General features: G+C 47.3%; 15 protein-coding genes. 1 reads left to right on the top strand and 14 read right to left on the bottom strand.

Annotated elements, in window-relative coordinates; genetic code table 11:
* Positions 1 to 3: 3 nt before the first annotated feature.
* The 12 genes from CLV98_RS02515 to CLV98_RS02570 form a co-directional block, all read right to left on the bottom strand.
* Entirely contained in the window at positions 4 to 687 is a 684-nt protein-coding gene (locus CLV98_RS02515) for a hypothetical protein (RefSeq protein ID WP_109672492.1), read from the bottom strand.
* A gap of 122 nt (positions 688 to 809) precedes the next feature.
* A complete protein-coding gene (gene udk, locus CLV98_RS02520) occupies positions 810 to 1,445 on the bottom strand; it encodes a uridine kinase (RefSeq protein ID WP_109672494.1) in 636 nt (211 codons plus the stop codon).
* 107 nt (positions 1,446 to 1,552) lie between these two features.
* Positions 1,553 to 3,373 (bottom strand): hypothetical protein, encoded by a 1,821-nt coding sequence (locus tag CLV98_RS02525; RefSeq protein ID WP_109672495.1) that lies wholly within the window; start codon positions 3,371 to 3,373, stop codon positions 1,553 to 1,555.
* 41 nt (positions 3,374 to 3,414) lie between these two features.
* Positions 3,415 to 4,125 (bottom strand): 2-phosphosulfolactate phosphatase, encoded by a 711-nt coding sequence (locus tag CLV98_RS02530; RefSeq protein WP_109672497.1) that lies wholly within the window; start codon positions 4,123 to 4,125, stop codon positions 3,415 to 3,417.
* A gap of 54 nt (positions 4,126 to 4,179) precedes the next feature.
* Positions 4,180 to 5,259, bottom strand: a complete 1,080-nt coding sequence (gene gcvT, locus CLV98_RS02535; protein WP_109672498.1) for a glycine cleavage system aminomethyltransferase GcvT — start codon at positions 5,257 to 5,259, stop codon at positions 4,180 to 4,182.
* 211 nt (positions 5,260 to 5,470) lie between these two features.
* Complete coding sequence (locus CLV98_RS02540; RefSeq protein WP_109672500.1) at positions 5,471 to 6,601, bottom strand: DUF6786 family protein; 1,131 nt, start codon at positions 6,599 to 6,601, stop codon at positions 5,471 to 5,473.
* Between the two features lie 118 nt (positions 6,602 to 6,719).
* Entirely contained in the window at positions 6,720 to 8,183 is a 1,464-nt protein-coding gene (locus tag CLV98_RS02545) for a capsule assembly Wzi family protein (protein ID WP_109672502.1), read from the bottom strand.
* A gap of 203 nt (positions 8,184 to 8,386) precedes the next feature.
* Complete coding sequence (rhaT, locus tag CLV98_RS02550) at positions 8,387 to 9,466, bottom strand: L-rhamnose/proton symporter RhaT (RefSeq protein ID WP_109672504.1); 1,080 nt, start codon at positions 9,464 to 9,466, stop codon at positions 8,387 to 8,389.
* Positions 9,467 to 9,590: 124 nt separating this feature from the next.
* Positions 9,591 to 10,298 carry a hypothetical protein gene (locus tag CLV98_RS02555; RefSeq protein ID WP_109672505.1) on the bottom strand — a complete coding sequence of 236 codons (708 nt, stop codon included), beginning with the start codon at positions 10,296 to 10,298 and terminating at the stop codon, positions 9,591 to 9,593.
* Between the two features lie 77 nt (positions 10,299 to 10,375).
* A complete protein-coding gene (gene gldD / locus CLV98_RS02560) occupies positions 10,376 to 10,975 on the bottom strand; it encodes a gliding motility lipoprotein GldD (RefSeq protein WP_109672507.1) in 600 nt (199 codons plus the stop codon).
* 116 nt (positions 10,976 to 11,091) lie between these two features.
* Positions 11,092 to 12,930 carry a glutamine--fructose-6-phosphate transaminase (isomerizing) gene (gene glmS, locus CLV98_RS02565; RefSeq protein ID WP_109672508.1) on the bottom strand — a complete coding sequence of 613 codons (1,839 nt, stop codon included), beginning with the start codon at positions 12,928 to 12,930 and terminating at the stop codon, positions 11,092 to 11,094.
* Positions 12,931 to 13,173: 243 nt separating this feature from the next.
* Positions 13,174 to 13,980, bottom strand: a complete 807-nt coding sequence (locus tag CLV98_RS02570) for a glycogen/starch synthase (protein ID WP_109672510.1) — start codon at positions 13,978 to 13,980, stop codon at positions 13,174 to 13,176.
* A gap of 221 nt (positions 13,981 to 14,201) precedes the next feature.
* Between CLV98_RS02570 and panC the strand changes: the two genes are divergently transcribed.
* A complete protein-coding gene (gene panC, locus CLV98_RS02575; protein ID WP_109672512.1) occupies positions 14,202 to 15,047 on the top strand; it encodes a pantoate--beta-alanine ligase in 846 nt (281 codons plus the stop codon).
* A gap of 58 nt (positions 15,048 to 15,105) precedes the next feature.
* Here panC and CLV98_RS02580 read toward each other — a convergent pair whose 3' ends face one another.
* Positions 15,106 to 16,575 carry a Gfo/Idh/MocA family protein gene (locus CLV98_RS02580; RefSeq protein WP_109672513.1) on the bottom strand — a complete coding sequence of 490 codons (1,470 nt, stop codon included), beginning with the start codon at positions 16,573 to 16,575 and terminating at the stop codon, positions 15,106 to 15,108.
* Positions 16,576 to 16,837: 262 nt separating this feature from the next.
* A complete protein-coding gene (locus tag CLV98_RS02585) occupies positions 16,838 to 17,635 on the bottom strand; it encodes an SDR family NAD(P)-dependent oxidoreductase (protein ID WP_109673041.1) in 798 nt (265 codons plus the stop codon).
* Between the last annotated feature and the right edge of the window lie 76 nt (positions 17,636 to 17,711).

Consider the following 17,711-nt stretch of genomic DNA (forward strand, 5'->3'; position numbering starts at 1 on the left):
ATTTTAGAGGTTATTACCATAACTTAGAATCGTTCTGGTCTTATGAGTGCCCGATTCGATGATATAATTTCCGATACAAGCCTCATCCTGGCAATACTCGTAGTTGATCTGTTGGTCACTTACCAGCCCAGCTCCTAGACCATATTGTTTGATGCCTATGTACTTATTAATCAGCGAGGAGTCGCGCCGTTCTACTACGGTCAGGCTCCTGTCGAATGACAAGTCGCCAATGGCTAGAGGCTGGTCAATATCCTCATAATGGTACTTCCGTGGGTCTTGACTGTTATATAGGTTGCCATTCCATTCCAGACCCGAGCCCACTGGGAACACCAGCGAGAAGGTGGTTTGGTTATCGAGGTTTGTCAGGATTTTATCGGGAGACTTCGTGATGGCATATTCCTTAGTTTTTTGCCAATAATCGGCTTCAGAATTTCGTGTGTACCGTGCTACGATATAGGTCGTCGAGAATTCCGACTGTTCTGCGATACGGCTCACTTCGTCTTTCTCCTGCCAGGTCTTAACCACGGGGGCCGTTTGGCCTGCCGAGTACGTTGTTTCCGCTACCTGATAGACCTGGTATTGCCCGAGTTCCAATGGATAATAGGCATAGCTATCTATAGGCAAGGTATCGTCCTTCTGGCAGGCGTTGAACGCTATGCTTAGTAAGAAGGCAATAAACGGGGCCAATGGCCTTGTTAGTATAGGTGTTCTCACGGTATAGTGATGATGGTTTAAAATTTGGGATTACGCTCGGCTGGGATGGTGTTGTCCCCTAATAAAACTCCCCTTTTATAAGAAATAGTATGAAGCTAGCGTCTTTCTTCGATTTTCTTTTGCAAAAACCCTTGAAGCACCTCCAAGCCGGTGTCACAATGGGTATTATTATTGATAATGATGTCGGCCTCATAGCGTAAGGGCTCAATAAATTTGTCGTAAGTTGGCCCTACATGGTGTTCCCAGCGGTAGAGTACGTCGTTGAGGTCGTAACCCCTTTCATTATTGTCACGGATGATACGGCGCTTTATCTTGACATGCTCTTTGGCGTCAACAAAAACCTTGAGGTCGATTTGACGGGCAATCTCGGGGAAGAAAAAGACAAATATACCTTCAACGATAATGATGGGTTTTGGGGTGAAATATAATACTTTAGGCGCTATTTTTGGGTTGTTAAAGGTATATTCCGGATGTTCTATCGTCTTGCCCTGTTTTAAAAGGGAGAGGTGCTCCCCAAACAACTGGTGGTCGATGGTTTCGGGTAAATCAAAATTTTCTATCCCATTCAGGTCTTTGGGGATGCGGTGAATGGGGTGGTAGTAATTATCCTGGGAAATACGACAAATATCCTCTTCTGCAAAGGATTCGATCAGGGATTTCATAAAATATGTTTTGCCCGATGCACTTCCTCCGGTAATGCCTATTATAAAAGGCGCCTTCTCTTCTGTCATGACGTTTATTGGGGGCCCGTAATGGCCCTTTTACTTAGTTTGTTGATGCAAATTTCCATATATTCCGTATAGAAACAAGGGGCTAGATAGGGTAATATCCAGAATTTTTATTTTTCTACACGTATTAGCGCACTACCCTTGCCTATCCCCGTCCCACAGCCGCTTTTAAGGCTGCTGATTTTGTATTCCGTAGTTTTTTCTGGCGTTACGGTGATCAGATAGGGGTTCAGAAAAGTCCCACTGATGCTACTTCCATCGGATAGTGTAAAGGACCATGGAGGGAGGCCGTTTTTGAATTTGAGCATGATCCGTTTGGATTGGCCTGGCGCCACGATCCCCTGTCCCGATACTTCGCCTAATGCTTGATTAGGGGCAATAAGGTCGAGCTCAGCCTGGGTGCTCGACACCGCCGGTGACGAGGAGATAATGCGTATTAGCTGGGTTTTGATCGTATCCGTTTGAGCAATCCCCTTTAGCTGTACCTGCATAGCGGTAGGGGTTACGGTGGTGGGCAGGTCTACGAAACGCCCCGTTTTATCGGTGATTTGTACCACAAACCGATTATTAGCATTGAACCGGCCACTGGTCTTATAGGGGATTTCAATAGTTGAGCCCAAGCATGCCATATTCTGCGGCAGCCGATCGATATGGATAGACACTGGTGGGCTCTTTACCGATACTTTGGCTTGTCCCGAAAAAGTCCCAACCCCACAGAGGCCACCGGCAGAGCTAATTTGGTAAACCGTGTTGTAGAGGGGTTTGATCTTGATCTTATGGGGAGACTCCAAAATATTATTCTCGTAAGTTCCATCAGAAAGTAGAACGAACCAAGGCCCTTCTCCACTGAACTTAACCGTGAGTTCGCCGGTCTGGTCCTCGTCTAGGTGCAATGAGTCCTTCAATAAGGTTGTAACGGTGGGTTCTACTAGGCTAATGTTGGTAGCTTGGCTGTACAATACAGGAGCAGTTGAGGCTACCCGCAATTTATAATTGCCGTGTTTGTAGCTGGCTGGAATTTGGGTGACTAGCTGTCCGCTAGAATCAGGAGTAGAAATACTCTTAAATACGCCACTCTTATCGGCCAGTTGGATTACAAATTTATTCCCTTTATTATATTTTCCGGTGGCGTTAATTGGAACTTGGAAAGGGATACCACTGCATACCTTGGCATATTTATCTGAATCCTTTAGCTCAAGCTTCGGTTCAGGGTTGTCGTCGACGTTGACGATAACTTGTCCACTGGCTTGCCCACTACCACATGCATTGGCAATACCCTGAATCGTATAGGCTTTCACTGCTTGTGGCCTCACCCTTACATAATGAGGGTTGGAGAGCGTTTGCATGACCGTCGTGCTGTCCGATAATTGGAAAGACCAGGGAGCCGCACCGCTCAAACTCACCTTCAGAGAAGCTTCTTGCCCTGGCATGATGCGTATGGTTTGGCTGCCATCGATTACCGATAATTGTGCCTGTGGCTTGTCTAAGAGTCGCAGTTCGACTTGGTTGCTCTTGGCAATGGGGATGGTACTGACGACCTGCAGCCTATAGGTTTCACCACCGTTTTTATATGAAGGGATTACGGCTTGTATGGGGCTTTTTTTAAATGGTTTCGAAATGCCTACCGCTTTTCCTTGGCTGTCGATTAGCTGAGCTATAAATGTATTGTCCTCATCGTAGGGCCCCACCGGTTGGAAAGGGATGGATATGGTGGTGCCTGGGCATACCGATAGAAAGTCCATAGAGGGAAGCTGTATTTGGAAAGTATATAAGGTGTCTGCCTGTCCTTTCAGCTCCTTCTCTAAGGCCTCTTCGGCCTCCTTTTCGGTTACTATTTGGGTGGTGTCGGAAGTAGAGACCGCCGGCGACTGGGCTTGTGCGCTACTCACCAGCAACACATAGATTAGCAACAGCAATGGGTAACGATTCATGGAACAAGGTATGGATAGTTCAAAACGAAAGTGTAAGGTAATTAGGGCATCGCAATTAACTTGCCGCCTCTCAATACGGGAACGATGTCGTATAGGTCGGTTTGAAGACAGTAGGAGATATCCTTTTGTATTCCTAGCCGCTGCAAGCGACGTACATGGGACGAGTTCGCTACGCTAGCCAAAAGGTTGTGTCTACTTTCTTGGTACAGCCGCTGGGCCATCAGGGTGCCATCTTCCAGTAGCATAAATTGTTCCTGAAGTGCATCGGCCAAGGCACCAGCGAAGAGGGTATCTTCAAGGTTAGGTCGGCCTTTCCAGCCTGCGCAAAGGACGGTAACATCGTAAACTTCCGACCTTAAATAATTGGCTAAGGCGCCTAAGTTTAAGAAAGATCCTACCAATACCTTTACAGCCGTTGCCTTGGCTTTAGTGATCGACAAAGTCCCGTTGGTGGTTGTCATGGCAATTTCGGCGCCAATAAGGTTATCGGCCATGTAGCTAAAAGGCGAGTTGTCCAACTGAAAACCCTCCTCTTTTTTAGCATTCCGTTCGGCAGCACCTATCATCCCTCTTTCTTGCAATAGGCGGCACTCCTCAAGGGTGGCAACGGGGGTAATGCTCTTGACCCCATAGGCTAGGCCCGTTACCATACAGGAGGTAGCCCTAAAAATATCCGCCACCACGACTATGGAGTTGGATAGGTTATGTAGGTGTAATAATTCAGGAGTTAAACAAACATCTAGTTGTTTCATTAATTTGGGGCCTTGTTACTGGAAAAATAATGTGGATATACGATCAAAAATGAGTTAAGAAACGAAAGGGAGTTTTACCACTTGCGCTTTTAACAATCGATCGCGTACTTTTACAAAAATAGGAGTGCCTGGCTTGCTGAGGGTAGTAGGAACCATTCCAAGGCCTATTCCCTTTTGAAGCGTAGGCGACTGGGTGCCCGATGTTACTTCCCCAATCGGAAGCCCTTCGGCATCGCAGAGTTCATAATGCCCCCTAGGAATTCCTCTGTCTATCATTTCAAACCCAACCAACTTCTGTTTGATCCCAGCCTCTTTTTCTTTCTTTAAGCTTTCGCTATTGACAAAATCTTTGCTGAATTTGGTCACCCAGCCAAGGCCTGCCTGTAAAGGGGAGCGCTCGTCATTCAGGTCGTTGCCGTACAAACAGTAGCCTTTTTCTAGGCGCAGTGTGTCTCTTGCCCCCAAGCCGATGGGCTGAATTCCTAAAGAAGCACCAGCTTCAAAAATGGCCTTCCATACCTTTTCTGCATGGTCGTTAGGGACATATATTTCGAAACCTCCTGACCCGGTATAGCCGGTAGCGGATATCAGAACGTCGGGTACACCGGCGAAGTCGCCTATTTGAAAAGTATAATAGGGCATATTGGCTAGGGCCACCGCAGTGAGTGGCTGTATGGCTTCAGCGGCTTTAGGCCCTTGAATAGCGAATAAGCAGGTGTTGTCCGAGATGTTTTCCATCGTCACACCTTCTGTGTTATATTGCTGTATCCAGTTCCAGTCTTTCTCGATATTAGAGGCGTTTACTACCAGCAAGTATTCGTCGGCTTTGATGCGATACACCAGCAGGTCGTCCACTACTCCTCCTTGTTCGTTTGGTAAATAGCTGTATTGGACTTTGCCATCTACCAATACCGAAGCATCGTTAGCCGACACCTTCTGTATCAAAGCGAGGGCTCCAGGGCCTTTGAGGGTAAACTCCCCCATATGTGATACATCGAATACACCCACGTTATTGCGAACGGCATGGTGCTCGTCCATATCGGAGCTATAACGTACCGGCATTTCAAAGCCAGCAAATGGGACTATTTTGGCGCCCAGATCAACGTGTATCTGGTGTAAAGGAATGGTTTTCATTGTAGACGCTTATTTACTTAATAATTTGCAAAAATAGTCAATGCCAACCAAAGGCTCACAAATTTTATATAAGGACTTCGTTCCAAACGTTTCGGATCATCATCGGGTACGGCTCCTCGCCAAGCAACAGGTGGCGGGTGGGTCGGTCGTCGTTAGGGGTTGGTGCGGTATTTATTGACCTTGGTACACAGGGGGATTGTTCCATGCGTTTTTAGAAGGGGAGGGAGGAAAGAGAAACTTGCAAGTACCGTTGAGCTATGGGCTCCAATAGGGCGTGGGCTCCACTGAAGTGATAGGTTCTATGCCTGTGGCTGAGTCTTTCTCCTTTATTTAGGAAGTGAGCGGCCGAGCTGGATTCCAATTCATAAAAAGGGCCCATTTGGCTGCCGTCCTCTAGTGGGCCATCGTTATAGGCGTTTAACACATCGCCTGCATAAGGGTGGGTGTGGTGCTCCCAGGTCGACTTGAGGTAAGCACCATTCTTATCTAAGTCATAAGTCACTATGGTGAGCAAGCCTTGTTGCCGGTCGTAGCTTCCAACGATCGGATGGGCCAGGGAGGGTGAAAGCCCGATTTTACTCCTATATTGCCCATCGGCCCGAAGAAATAATGCCTTTTCGGCCACCACCAGTCGGTCGGAGGGGATGGGGCCGAAATAATCGGCTGTGAGCCCATTTTGTATATTACCATCGAAAGGGACTATGATGGTCGTAGTGGCTGAGGGTTTAAACATGCCTAAAATCCATATTCCAATGGCCCCGGTAGACGGAGCCCAGTCGGCTCCATGATTGGTAAGCGCATTGGTGGATTCATATCCTACTACCTCCAAGTTGGCTAGGTTAGCCAGTGTAAAGGTGTTCTGAATGTCCTTGTGATTGAGGATTCGAACTTTGCGATATATCTCAATGTCGAATGGTGTTCCTGAGTGATTTTTAAGGGCGGCACGCTTGGAAAAGCTCGCCATTTCGTCATTTCTTTCCAGGCGTTCAAAGGGCTCCGAATCGATAACGGGGGGAGTTTGCCAATGCTCGAAATCGAAGGAACTGCCAGGTGCGAAGTAAAGGGAAAATTGTCCGCCTTCGGGAGAGAGCCAGAGCCGATCTTCCCCACCAAAGGCGTTCATATGTGGGCCGAGTGCACCCGAAGCAATAAGCTCGTAGTTGATCCAGCCATAGCTATTCCCTTCCTTTCCTCCAGCAGTACTGGTCATCACCCGGCCTTGGTAGTCGGGTGCCACAGCGACCATGGCTTTGGGGTTATCAGCCGCTTGTAAGAGAATGGTATCCTGATGTTTTTGTAAAAAATCGAGGTCGTGGCCAAAGCTGCCTTCTGAATGTTTCATATCTTTAAAGTAATCTATATATCCTGGTTCGTATCAACAGGGGTACGTTTCTCAAGTCCTAAGTTACTATCCTCAGGGTGGTTTATTTTTTATTTTCCTAAGAAGCTCCTGTAGTCCGTTAAAATGGCTGTAGTAGGGAAACCCGCAGGCCCGAATTGCGGTCAAGGAGCCGTCCCCGATCTAGGCTCCAAGCGAGTTTAAGCTGGGTCAGATAACGTTTGTTAAATAGCCATTCGGAAGTTAATAATACAGAAGTTTGTGGTATGGCGGGTGTTATAGGGGAGTCGTTAGTGCCTCTGTTGCGGGAATAGGATATCCTACAGGCCATGTGGAGGTCGGCCATCAAGTCGGCCTTTACGGCCAAATACCATACCTGAATCCGCGTATTTGGGAAATAATAGGGGTGACTCCTGCTCACCTCTTCGGTAACTTCGGTGCGTGGAAGCAGGAATGGAGAGCCTAAGCTTCGCTGTCGATAGGTCCAGCCCTGCGCATATTGCGAATGGTTAAAGTAGTTGTCATTTCCCTGAAATATGGAATGGTTTCGTAAAAAAGTACTTCCACTCTGTGAAAGCGTATGGAGGTATTCGAACGCCAACTTGCGGATGGCAGGAAATCGGTAGGGCGACCTTTGAGGCTTCCAGGATAGTCCATACAGCCCATCGGGAATATTTTGGAGGGCGGCACCCGAAACATCTTCAAAGGGGTGTTGATGGTAAAACAGGACCATTCCTTTAGGGCTATTCCATTGTAGGGCGAGCTCGTAGGTGCCCATATGGTTTCCGATGCGGTAGTCCTGATCGAAGGCCGTTAAGTTTGCCGATGCCTTGGGCTTAGTCCCCAGTAGTATGTTGTTCCAATAACGGAGTGATGAGGGGAGCTTTCCATCCAATGCGATGTCGGGGCGGGATTTGAGGTACTCGGCCTCTCCTCCCCATATGACCTGGTGATGAGTCCCCAAGAACACTTTGAAAGGGTGTTTTGATTGGCCAATTTGGAGATAAAGATACTTCTGATGCCAATATGATTTTTTAATATAATCGTCGTTATTAATTCCAACTCCAAAGCCCATATTGATGGAAAAGAGCTGGTTCCAAGGTCTCAAAGGGACGAAATTTCTGCTCGATAACAGGACCCGTGGCCTTGGAAGGGCGTTGGCCGACTGAATAAAGTTGCCAGAAGATAGGGTGCTGTCGGATAGTCCTACTTGGGCTTGACTCCTTCCTACATGGAGTTCCCACGGTCCGTAGCTAATGCCAGCGTTGGCTTCAGGCAATAGTAGGCCAAAATTCCCAAGGCTCCGGTTAAGAACCGGTTGCAGGGCTATGGTGTAATCCCACTTTTGGCTGCTATCGATCTTCTGATAGGGACGGCTCCATCTTAACCGAACAGAGGAAGCTACAGATCCTTCTGGTGTAGTGCCATACCGGTTCGTTGTGAACCAGAATGGGGCATGCGTCCGCTCATTGGCGTAAATATCCATTTGCAAACTGGATTGCCATTGTGTAGCTGATGTTTGTGCCTGAGCACAAACATCGATACCAATGAGTAACAAGCAGAACAGTAGTAACTTTATCAACATTCAGTTGCGGGTATAATGATGATTGTACCGCATTTGCCATGGCCAGATGCAGGATCAAATATGCCTTATTAAACTGTTTTACCCAAATTATTAAATAGATTGATAAAATTCACAATAAAAACTTAATGTTGATTTTAGTATTTAGGGGTATCTGATCGGGATCGAAAACCTAATTTATACGGAAATACGCTGGGTACAAGGCTTTATTCGTGCAAATAATTTCCATATCCTACCACCAAAATGGAGATGATGATGGCCAATATTCCATAAATAATGGTGGATAAGGTTTTACGGCTTACTCCTTTCCATTCCTTAAGGATGAGGCCCCAAGCATTGGCCACTAGAATGATAAATGCCATATGGAGAATCCAGGAACTAGGACCATTACCTAGCTTGCTTTCGCCCATGCCATAGAAGAAAAATTGTAAGAACCAGGTGGTGCCGGCCAAGGCTGAAAAAAGATAATTTGAAGCCAGGGGTGTTTTGGGGTTGGTATAGTCGCCAAAGCTTTTGTTGCGGTAGTTCAGTAACATACACCAGAGGAAGTTGGTGGTAAGCCCGCCGAGCATGATGACGATATAGGTAACGTTGTTTTGATATAGAAATTCGCCCGCTCCGGGATTGATATTTTGCCAGAGATGGTTGGCCTCTTCGGCCATGGACTTGCCGGAATCAATACCGAAAGCGAAACAGGCACTAAGTATACCCGAAATAATGGACACGAATAGTCCCAACCCCAATTTGAATTCTGTTTCTGGCAGATCGGTTCCTTTCCCCTTGAGGTCTCGGTCTTTCATTGATCCTGCCCAGCCGCATATTACGATGCCTATCACGCAGATCAAGAGGCCTAGGAGAACCATCTGTCCCCAGGTGTTGGTAACCAGGTCATATATAGAGTCTTTGCCAGCAGTAGGGACGTAATAATAGTAAATAGAGGGTATAAGGGCCCCAAAAACGGAACATAGGCCCAATATGATACTACTACCCAAGGAGACCCCCAGATAGCGTACCCCGAGCCCATAGGTAAGGCCGCCAATGCCCCAAAGAACACCAAAGATATAGGTGACCCAAATGACGGTATCACTGGCATGAGCCAGGATGTCCCAAAAGTCAGGAATGGTGAGATAAGCCGCTACGGGAGGGACAATAAGCCAGGAAAATAAGCCTCCCACTATCCAGTAACTCTCCCAAGACCATCCCTTTACTTTTTTGTAAGGTATATAAAAACTGCCAGAGGCAAAGCCTCCAAAAAAATGAAAAATAACACCTAAAATTGCTTGCATTGCACGAGGTATTGATGGTTTTAAAAAATTCTAGAAATGGAATTTGTCCATAAATTACCCTGAAAGATGCAATGTGCTATTGAAAGAGCCATCCTGTACCGTACTGCCTTCTATAAATTAGAAATTATTCTTCCGAAAAAAGTTGAGCTTCTAGGTCGTCCATAGTCCCGTCGTCCGAAACAAACAATTCCCTAGGTTTTCTACCGGACTCGGGATTGATGGTCATAAAATTCCGGTACTGCTCATCGGAAATTAAACGGAGTTGCAATGCCCGTTTAAGAACCATGGGAAAGGGGACTCGAAAGAAAGTCGCAATGTCGGAGGCCAGAAATTCGGGAATCTTGACGATATCCTTCCTAAAGAAACTTTCCACCTCTTTTAATGGAAGTAAAGCCTCAAAAACAAGCTGTTCGGATCTATTAAAGAGAGATTCTGCTGTGGTATAAAGGGAGTGTAGGCCCAGGGATACGGTAAGTAGGTGAATCTGGTAGTTGCGCTCCGTTGCTTCGGTGGCGGCATTGACGAAAATCCACCCTTTTTGTTGAAAAATGGCGGAAAAGCCTTTGAATTCAGCCTCACATCCATGGAGCTGGGCGATCTTCATTCCCTCCGGATAAGGGAGTTTATGGCCTATATGGGCTACAATATCCTGAGCAAACGATATGTCGGCCACCTCACCTGGAGGCTCTATGATCCACTCTTTCTGGACGAGTCGCTGAAATAAATCGTCGGCCAATGGGTGGTGTTGTAGCTGGCCTAGGCGGAGTACAATACGGTTTGCATGTACGGAGAAATCCAACGGGAGCTGGTTTTTAGGGAGCTTTTTAGCCATGACCGGGTAACTTATAAGATGATGCGCCTATCAAAGATACGGGTTAAATTGCTCGAAGACAATAAGCTAAAGGTGTTTTAGTTCCAAGTTAAGGTGTTGAGTAGATGCACCATATCTTGTTGGATAAAGTCGATGGCAGGAGCCAACGAATCGTTCTTTACCGCAGTCGGAAAATAGATGGCACCTCTCAAAAAATGGCGGCTGCTGTCGGTGGTATAGAACTGATACGGGCTTGGTACGGGGCCTTCTATCTTGAAAATGATGGCCGTTTTGCCGGTTTTCGACAGTACGCGTTGTTCTTGAATGGAGGAGGCCCTTATCTGGTGCTTTGCTGCGAGCTTATAGCTGTCGTCTATATATTGATGCAAAAGGGTAGGGTTTCCGTTCAGAGGCTTGTAGGTGATCTGAATATTAGCGTCTATATCGGGGTAATGAATGAAGATCCAGTCTTTGCCAGCCGTTTTGAAGGTGTCGGGAAGGACTTGGGCCCATCTTGATACGTCGAATTGATAGGGGTATTTTTTATCGACTTTCACGTACCGGTGTGCGGGTAAGTTAAGCCGGTTATAGCCCTTAGGTTTGGGGGCATAGTAGGCCTCTTTTTGCTGGCCACAGCCTGCTACTAGAATGAGGCAAGCCCAAAGTATGGTGTAAAAATAAGTAGGTGTGAATTTCATTTTAAGCCATCTGACAAGTCACAAAGCTAACGAAATCCTTGGGTTTTTATTGAAATGGGGCCCGTGCTGACTCTCAAAAATAATTGAGTGAACAATTCCGGGCCCCATGCTGAACATTATTCGACGGTCACCGATTTGGCTAGGTTTCGGGGCTGATCCACGTTTCGTCCCCGCATGACAGCGATGTAGTAGGACAGCAACTGTAGAGGGATAACCGATACCAAGGGGGTCAGAAGCTCATGTACCTGAGGAACTTCTATAACGAAGTCGACCATGCCTGGTATCCGTGTATCACCTTGGGTAATAATGGCGATGACCCTGCCTTTTCTGGCCTTCACTTCTTGAATGTTGGATACAATTTTATCATAGGATCCATCCTTGGTGGCTAGGAAGACCACGGGCATATCTTCGTCGATCAAGGCGATTGGCCCGTGTTTCATTTCGGCAGCGGGGTATCCTTCTGCATGGATATAGGAGATTTCCTTCAGCTTTAGGGCGCCTTCTAGGGCCACGGGGAAATTGAGCCCCCTTCCCAAATAGATGAAGTTGCGGGCATAGGTAAATATAAAGGCGATTTCTTTGATTTTGTCGGCGTATTCAAATACCTGTTGCACCTTAGTCGGTATGGTCTCTAGCTCAATGAGCAGCTGCCTATAGGTGTCTTCGGTGAGGGCGCCTTTACGTCTGGCCACGGCAATGGCCATTTGGGTTAGTACGGTCACCTGGGCCGTAAAGGCTTTGGTGCTAGCAACTCCTATTTCGGGCCCAGCGTGGGTATAGGCTCCGGCATGGGTGGCACGGGCAATGGACGAACCGACCACGTTGCAAACTCCAAAAATGGTAGCCCCTTTGGACTTGGCGAGTTCTATGGCCGCTAGGGTATCGGCGGTCTCTCCCGATTGGGAGATGGCTATCACCACGTCATTCTCGCCAATGACTGGGTTACGATACCTAAACTCGGATGCATATTCCACCTCTACATTGATGCGGGCCAGCTCTTCAAAAAGATACTCAGCCACTAGTCCAGCGTGCCAGGATGTTCCGCAGGCTACGATCACGATTCGGTCGGCCTGGGCGAGCTTGTTCATATAGTTCTCTAGTCCCCCCAGTTGAAGGTGTCCTTCACTGGCTATGAGCCGACCGCGCATACTGTCGGCTATAGAACGTGGTTGCTCGAAGATCTCCTTGATCATAAAATGATCGTAGCCCCCCTTCTCTATGGTGGCGAGTTCCATTTCGAGCTTTTGAATATAAGGAATGGTAGGAAGGTTGTCTAGGTCGCTAATGGTCAGTTTATTGTCCCGTACCATTGCTACTTGGTAGTCGTCGAGGTATACCACATCTTTGGTGTACTCTATAATGGGGGTAGCGTCGGAGGCGAAAAAGAACTCGTCTACTCCTAGCCCTATCACCAGTGGGCTTCCTTTGCGAGCGGCTATCAGCTGCTGTGGGGCATCACGGTCAAGAATCACGATGGCATAGGCCCCTACAATTTCTTTTAATGCGATACGAACCGCTCCTTCGAGGTTCTCCCCAGTCTCTTTGCGGATCTCTTCGATAAAGTGGATCAGTACCTCCGTATCGGTATCACTGGCGAATTGGTGTCCCTTTTTAAGTAGGTTTTGTTTTATCGCCCCATAGTTTTCTATGATCCCGTTATGGATGATGGCCAAGGAGTGGTCGTTCGAGAAATGGGGGTGTGCATTACGGTCATTGGGCTCCCCATGAGTGGCCCACCGAGTATGGCCTATCCCCACGGTCGAAGTCGTTGGTTTGTCGGCCATGATGGCTTCCAGCTCCGAGACTTTCCCCTTTTTCTTATAAATGTTCAATTGGTTGCCGTCTATTAGCGCTACACCCGAACTATCATACCCTCTATATTCAAGCCGCTTCAATCCTTTCACTACAATAGGGTAGGCCTGCTTATTTCCAATGTATGCTACAATTCCGCACATCTTCTTTTCGATTTAAATGACTTGATCGAGTATCTTAAATGGATGCAAATTAATGGGAAAAATAGGGCTATATCAAATGTTTTGGAATAGAATAGGTCAATTAACACTCCTAAGTTAAGGGTGTTCGAACACAATTATTTATTAAATATTTTTAAAAAATAATATAGCTAATTGGGGGGGAGATACTAAAAAAGCCTCCTCCATATTCTTGGAAGAGGCTTTTTTAGAAGGATGCTCTGAGGATTAGTTCAGTAGATCCGTATACAAATTGTAGTACGACTCGGAGAAGTTAGCCTCCTCTTCGTCCAACTCTACCTTTTTAGGGGTTTCATTGAAGATTTGATTCAATAGCTCGCCACAATTCTCTTCGGCTTTCAGTACGGCATCCGCATAGGCGCAGCCAATTTTCACAAAGCCTTCAAAGTCGGCAGAATGCAAATGTGCTAAGGCCTCATCGCTTACATCCATGGCCTTGGCCTTGGATTGAAGGTCGGCGTCGAATTTATAATCGAAAGCGTTATTATGAACCGTGAATACGCTCTTGGTATCCTTAAACATCGGATCGTTCCGATAGGTTGTCTTCAAATACATGGGGATTAGGGCGGTCATCCAGTCGTTACAGTGAACGACATCGGGGGCCCAGCCTAATTTTTTGACCGTTTCGAGTACTCCTTTGCAAAAGAAAATAGATCGTTCGTCGTTGTCATCATAAAAATTGTTTTCTTTGTCGAAGAAAACAGATTTACGGTGGAAATAATCGTCGTTGTCGATGAAATAAACCTGTAATTTAGCGTTTGGAATGGAAGCGACCTTGATAATCAAGGGTTTTTCTTCGTCTCCAACGGTAATATTTATTCCTGAGAGTCTAACTACTTCATGAAGCCGGTTTTTGCGCTCATTGATAAGACCAAATCTTGGGACCAAAATCCTGATTTCGGCTCCTCGCTCCTGCATTGCTTGTGGCAGCCTGCGCACATAATCAGCAACATCGGTAGTTTGAAGGAAAGGATTGATTTCACTGGCTACATACAAAATTCGTAGTTTCTCCATAGATATTAGCAGTTTGTGAAAAAAAGTTTTGCAAAATTATACAAAAAAAATCGCATTTTCAAAAGATATTCCAAACTAATTATGATATTGCAGGCATTTTCCTTTAAATTGCCCAGTTGCTTCCGCGCTCAGGAAAGGTCCTTTGGCGTCCATTTTTTATGACTCCTAGTGCCAGAAGCCAACCGGTCATCCCGTTCTTTTAATACCTTCAAGTACCCGGAATGCACGTATTTACCACTGTTTCTGAGCTGCAGGGCTATCTCCAAGCGGCACGCTTCAATAACCAGTCTGTAGGCTTAGTAGCCACTATGGGGGCTCTTCACAGGGGGCATATTTCGTTGATTGAGGCGGCCCTCTCCGAAAATGAGGTAGTCGTATGCAGTATCTTTGTGAATCCTACCCAGTTCAATAACCCCGAAGACCTGGTAAAGTACCCGCGTAGTGAACAGGAGGACCTCGCCTTGTTGCGAAAAGCCGGTTGCCAGGTAGCATTTGTTCCTCTGGTGTCGGAAATGTACCCGACGCCAAGCATTCTTCAGATGGACTTTGGGCCTATAGCTCAAGTGATGGAAGGGAAATCGCGCCCTGGGCACTTTAACGGAGTGGGGGTAGTGGTATCGAAGCTTCTGCATATGATCATGCCTGACAGGGCCTATTTTGGCCAAAAGGACCTACAACAAGTGGCAATTGTCGAACAGCTGATTCGGGATCTTTCATTCTCCGCTCAGCTCGTGGTTTGTCCTACCCTTCGCGAGGAGTCGGGGTTGGCCATGTCATCCCGTAACAAAAGGTTGTCGGACGAGGAATTGAAGCTGGCTGCGCTGATCTACCAAAAGCTTGCAGAAGCGAAAAATCAATTATTGTCTGGCATATCCATTCCTCAAGTTATAGCTTCTATCGAAGCGTATTTCAACCAAATTCCTGAATTTAGGCTAGATTACTTCGAGATAGTGGACCGGGAGACCCTCCAGCGGGTCGAGGGGCTCGCCGAAGGCCAGTCGGTGGCATTATGCATCGCCATCTATTTGGGTGATGTACGGCTAATCGACAATCTGGTGATAGACTAAAACTGGCCGCCCCTCGGGAAGGAACGGCCAGTGCTTTAAGTAAAGGGATGGGGCGCCATTAGAGCTTCCAGTCGCCTCTATATTTGCGTTTTACGAATTGGTTGGCTGGCTCGAAATTGGTAATTTTCATGCTCTTGCCATCCCATAATAGTTTCTTTCTTCCAGGATAATCGAAGCCCTTGCCATTGGCCTTAGTTTCGCGAAGGTTGTAGCTCCGTATGGCTAGGTTACCCATTATTACCGTTTCGGTAAGCGGGCCCGAGTAGTCGAACGAAGAGGTAAGTGCCTTATGTTCCTTACTCTTAAAGCCTGCCTTACAGGCGTCTACCCACGAAGTTTGGTGCCCATATTCGGGCATAGAGGTATATTTGTTTTCGAAAGCGCCTTCTGGCATTTCGATCTTCTCTCCCGACTTCATGTAAATTTTGGGGTTACGGCCATAGGTTCCACAGGTCATTACACCTTTTTCGCCTATCATTAACACACCATTGCTGCTATCATCTTCACCTAAAGGTTCGTTGGCAGGGATCCATTCGGGGTGGAAGGGACGTAGACCGCCATCATGCCAAGTCATTTTGAGGTTGGACTTATTGACCTTGGTCGACGGGAACTGAATTTCTACCCGCGAAGAAGGTGGGCACCCTTCTGGGATGTACTCTGGCGACCAGTCCTTAATAAAGACGGCTCCGGCGCTACATTCTACCGCGGTAGGGTAGCCAAGTTCGAAAATACGGAAGGGAGAGTCGATTAGGTGACAGCCCATATCGCCCAGAGCACCGGTTCCGAAGTTCCACCAGCCTCTCCATTTGAAAGGATGGTAAGCAGGAGTATAGTCTACAAATTCGGATGGTCCTAGGAACAAGTCCCAGTCTAGGGTACTTGGAATGGGTGACTTTTCGGTGGGCACGGGTATGCCCTGCGGCCATACGGGACGGTTGGTCCATACCTCTACCTCACTCACATTTCCGATGAGGCCTTTCTTAAACCAGTCGACCATTTGCTGCTGACCGGGATTGGAGGCTCCTTGATTACCCATTTGGGAAACGAGCTTGTACTTACGAGCCGCCTCGGTAAGCATGCGAGCCTCGTAGATATCGTGGGTTAAAGGTTTTTGAACATACACATGCTTACCGGCTTGCATCGCTGCCATGGCTATAACGGCATGCGTATGGTCGGGTGTGCTAATGGTAACGGCGTCGATGTCCTTGCCCATTTCGTCGAACATCTTCCGGAAGTCTTTATACTTTTTAGCGGTTGGGAATTTCTCAAAGCTCCTTTTGCCTTGTTCCCAGTCTACATCACAGAGGGCCACAATATTTTCAGCACCATTGTTCCAGGCATTGGCAATGTCTGAAGTTCCCTTGCCTCCTATACCAATTCCCGCAATGTTTAGCTTGTCGCTAGGCGCTTTAAATCCTTTTCCTAAAACGTGGCGAGGTACAATGAAAAAGCTACCGACAGCGGCTGCAGAACTTTTTAATAAAAAATCGCGGCGGGTAACCGGATTTATCTTTTTTTCTTCACTCATGACTTAGATGGGGTTAGTAGATTTTTTTTGTATGCAGGATTAAAAGTCGCAAGGTGAGCGTTCATACTGAAATTATTTTTTTGTTAACCTTATAAAGTAGCCCATCTTATCTGTTTTATATACGATTAAAGTCCTATTAGATACCATGGCTTAGGGGGTTGTTTTTTAGGACAAAATGGCTTCCTTGCAGCGGGGGGCAGGCCCAGATGGGCTCTTGGATGCCCTGCTACACGAGGCAATACGCTGGATTTGAAAAGGCTGCTTAGCTAGCAGGATGCCGCTGGTTAGAAAGGTCGGGGAGGGGGCTTACGGAAGTCCAGCCTCCGTCTACCACCAGGCTTTGTCCGGTGATATGTCCCGATTGGGGAGAACATAAGAACAAAGCTGCATGGGCAATGTCTTCGCAGATGGCCGGGCGGCCCAAGGGAGTTATAGCCGACCACATCTTGGGGTAGGTGGGGTCATCTTTGAGGGTACGCTCGGTTAGGGTGGCCCCGGGGGCTACTGTATTGATCGTGATGCCATGGGGCGACAGTTCCAAGACGAGGTTTTTTGCCAGCATCTCTAAGCCTGCCTTGGTCATCGCATAGGCGCCCAGATTCTGATGCGCCTGATGTCCTACTACCGACGACATCAGGAGGATCCGTCCGCCCGATTTTTGGAGTCTCATCTGCCGTGCAGCCGCTTGGGTGAGCAGAAAGGTGCCTACCATATTTACGTCCAGTACTCTGCGGAGGTCGGCCGTTGGGTATTCAAAAAAATCGCCAAAGAGGGTAATGCCTGCATTGGCCACGGCGATAGTCAGTTTTCCGAAGCAGTTGACGGCCTCTTGTACTAGGCCGTCGATGGTGGTAGCTAGAGAGGCGTCGCCAGGGAATGCGATACATTCACCGCCTTCGCTGCGAATCTTTTCAGAGGCCTCTTTGGCGAGCCGTTCATCGAAGTCGTTAAGAATGATTCCCGCGCCTTCTAAGGCCATTTGTCGTGCTATTTCGAAGCCTATGCCTTGCCCAGCACCGGTAATTATGGCTACCTGATCTTGAAATTGTAGCTTGTTCATGATCTTTTTTGTCATTCAGGATTCTGTCAAAGATACGGGTTGGCAGGTGGTAACTGCTTAAGGGTAGCCTCTTTCT

The sequence above is a fragment of the Dyadobacter jejuensis genome (genome assembly GCF_003149085.1).
GTDB classification, from domain to species: domain Bacteria; phylum Bacteroidota; class Bacteroidia; order Cytophagales; family Spirosomataceae; genus Dyadobacter; species Dyadobacter jejuensis.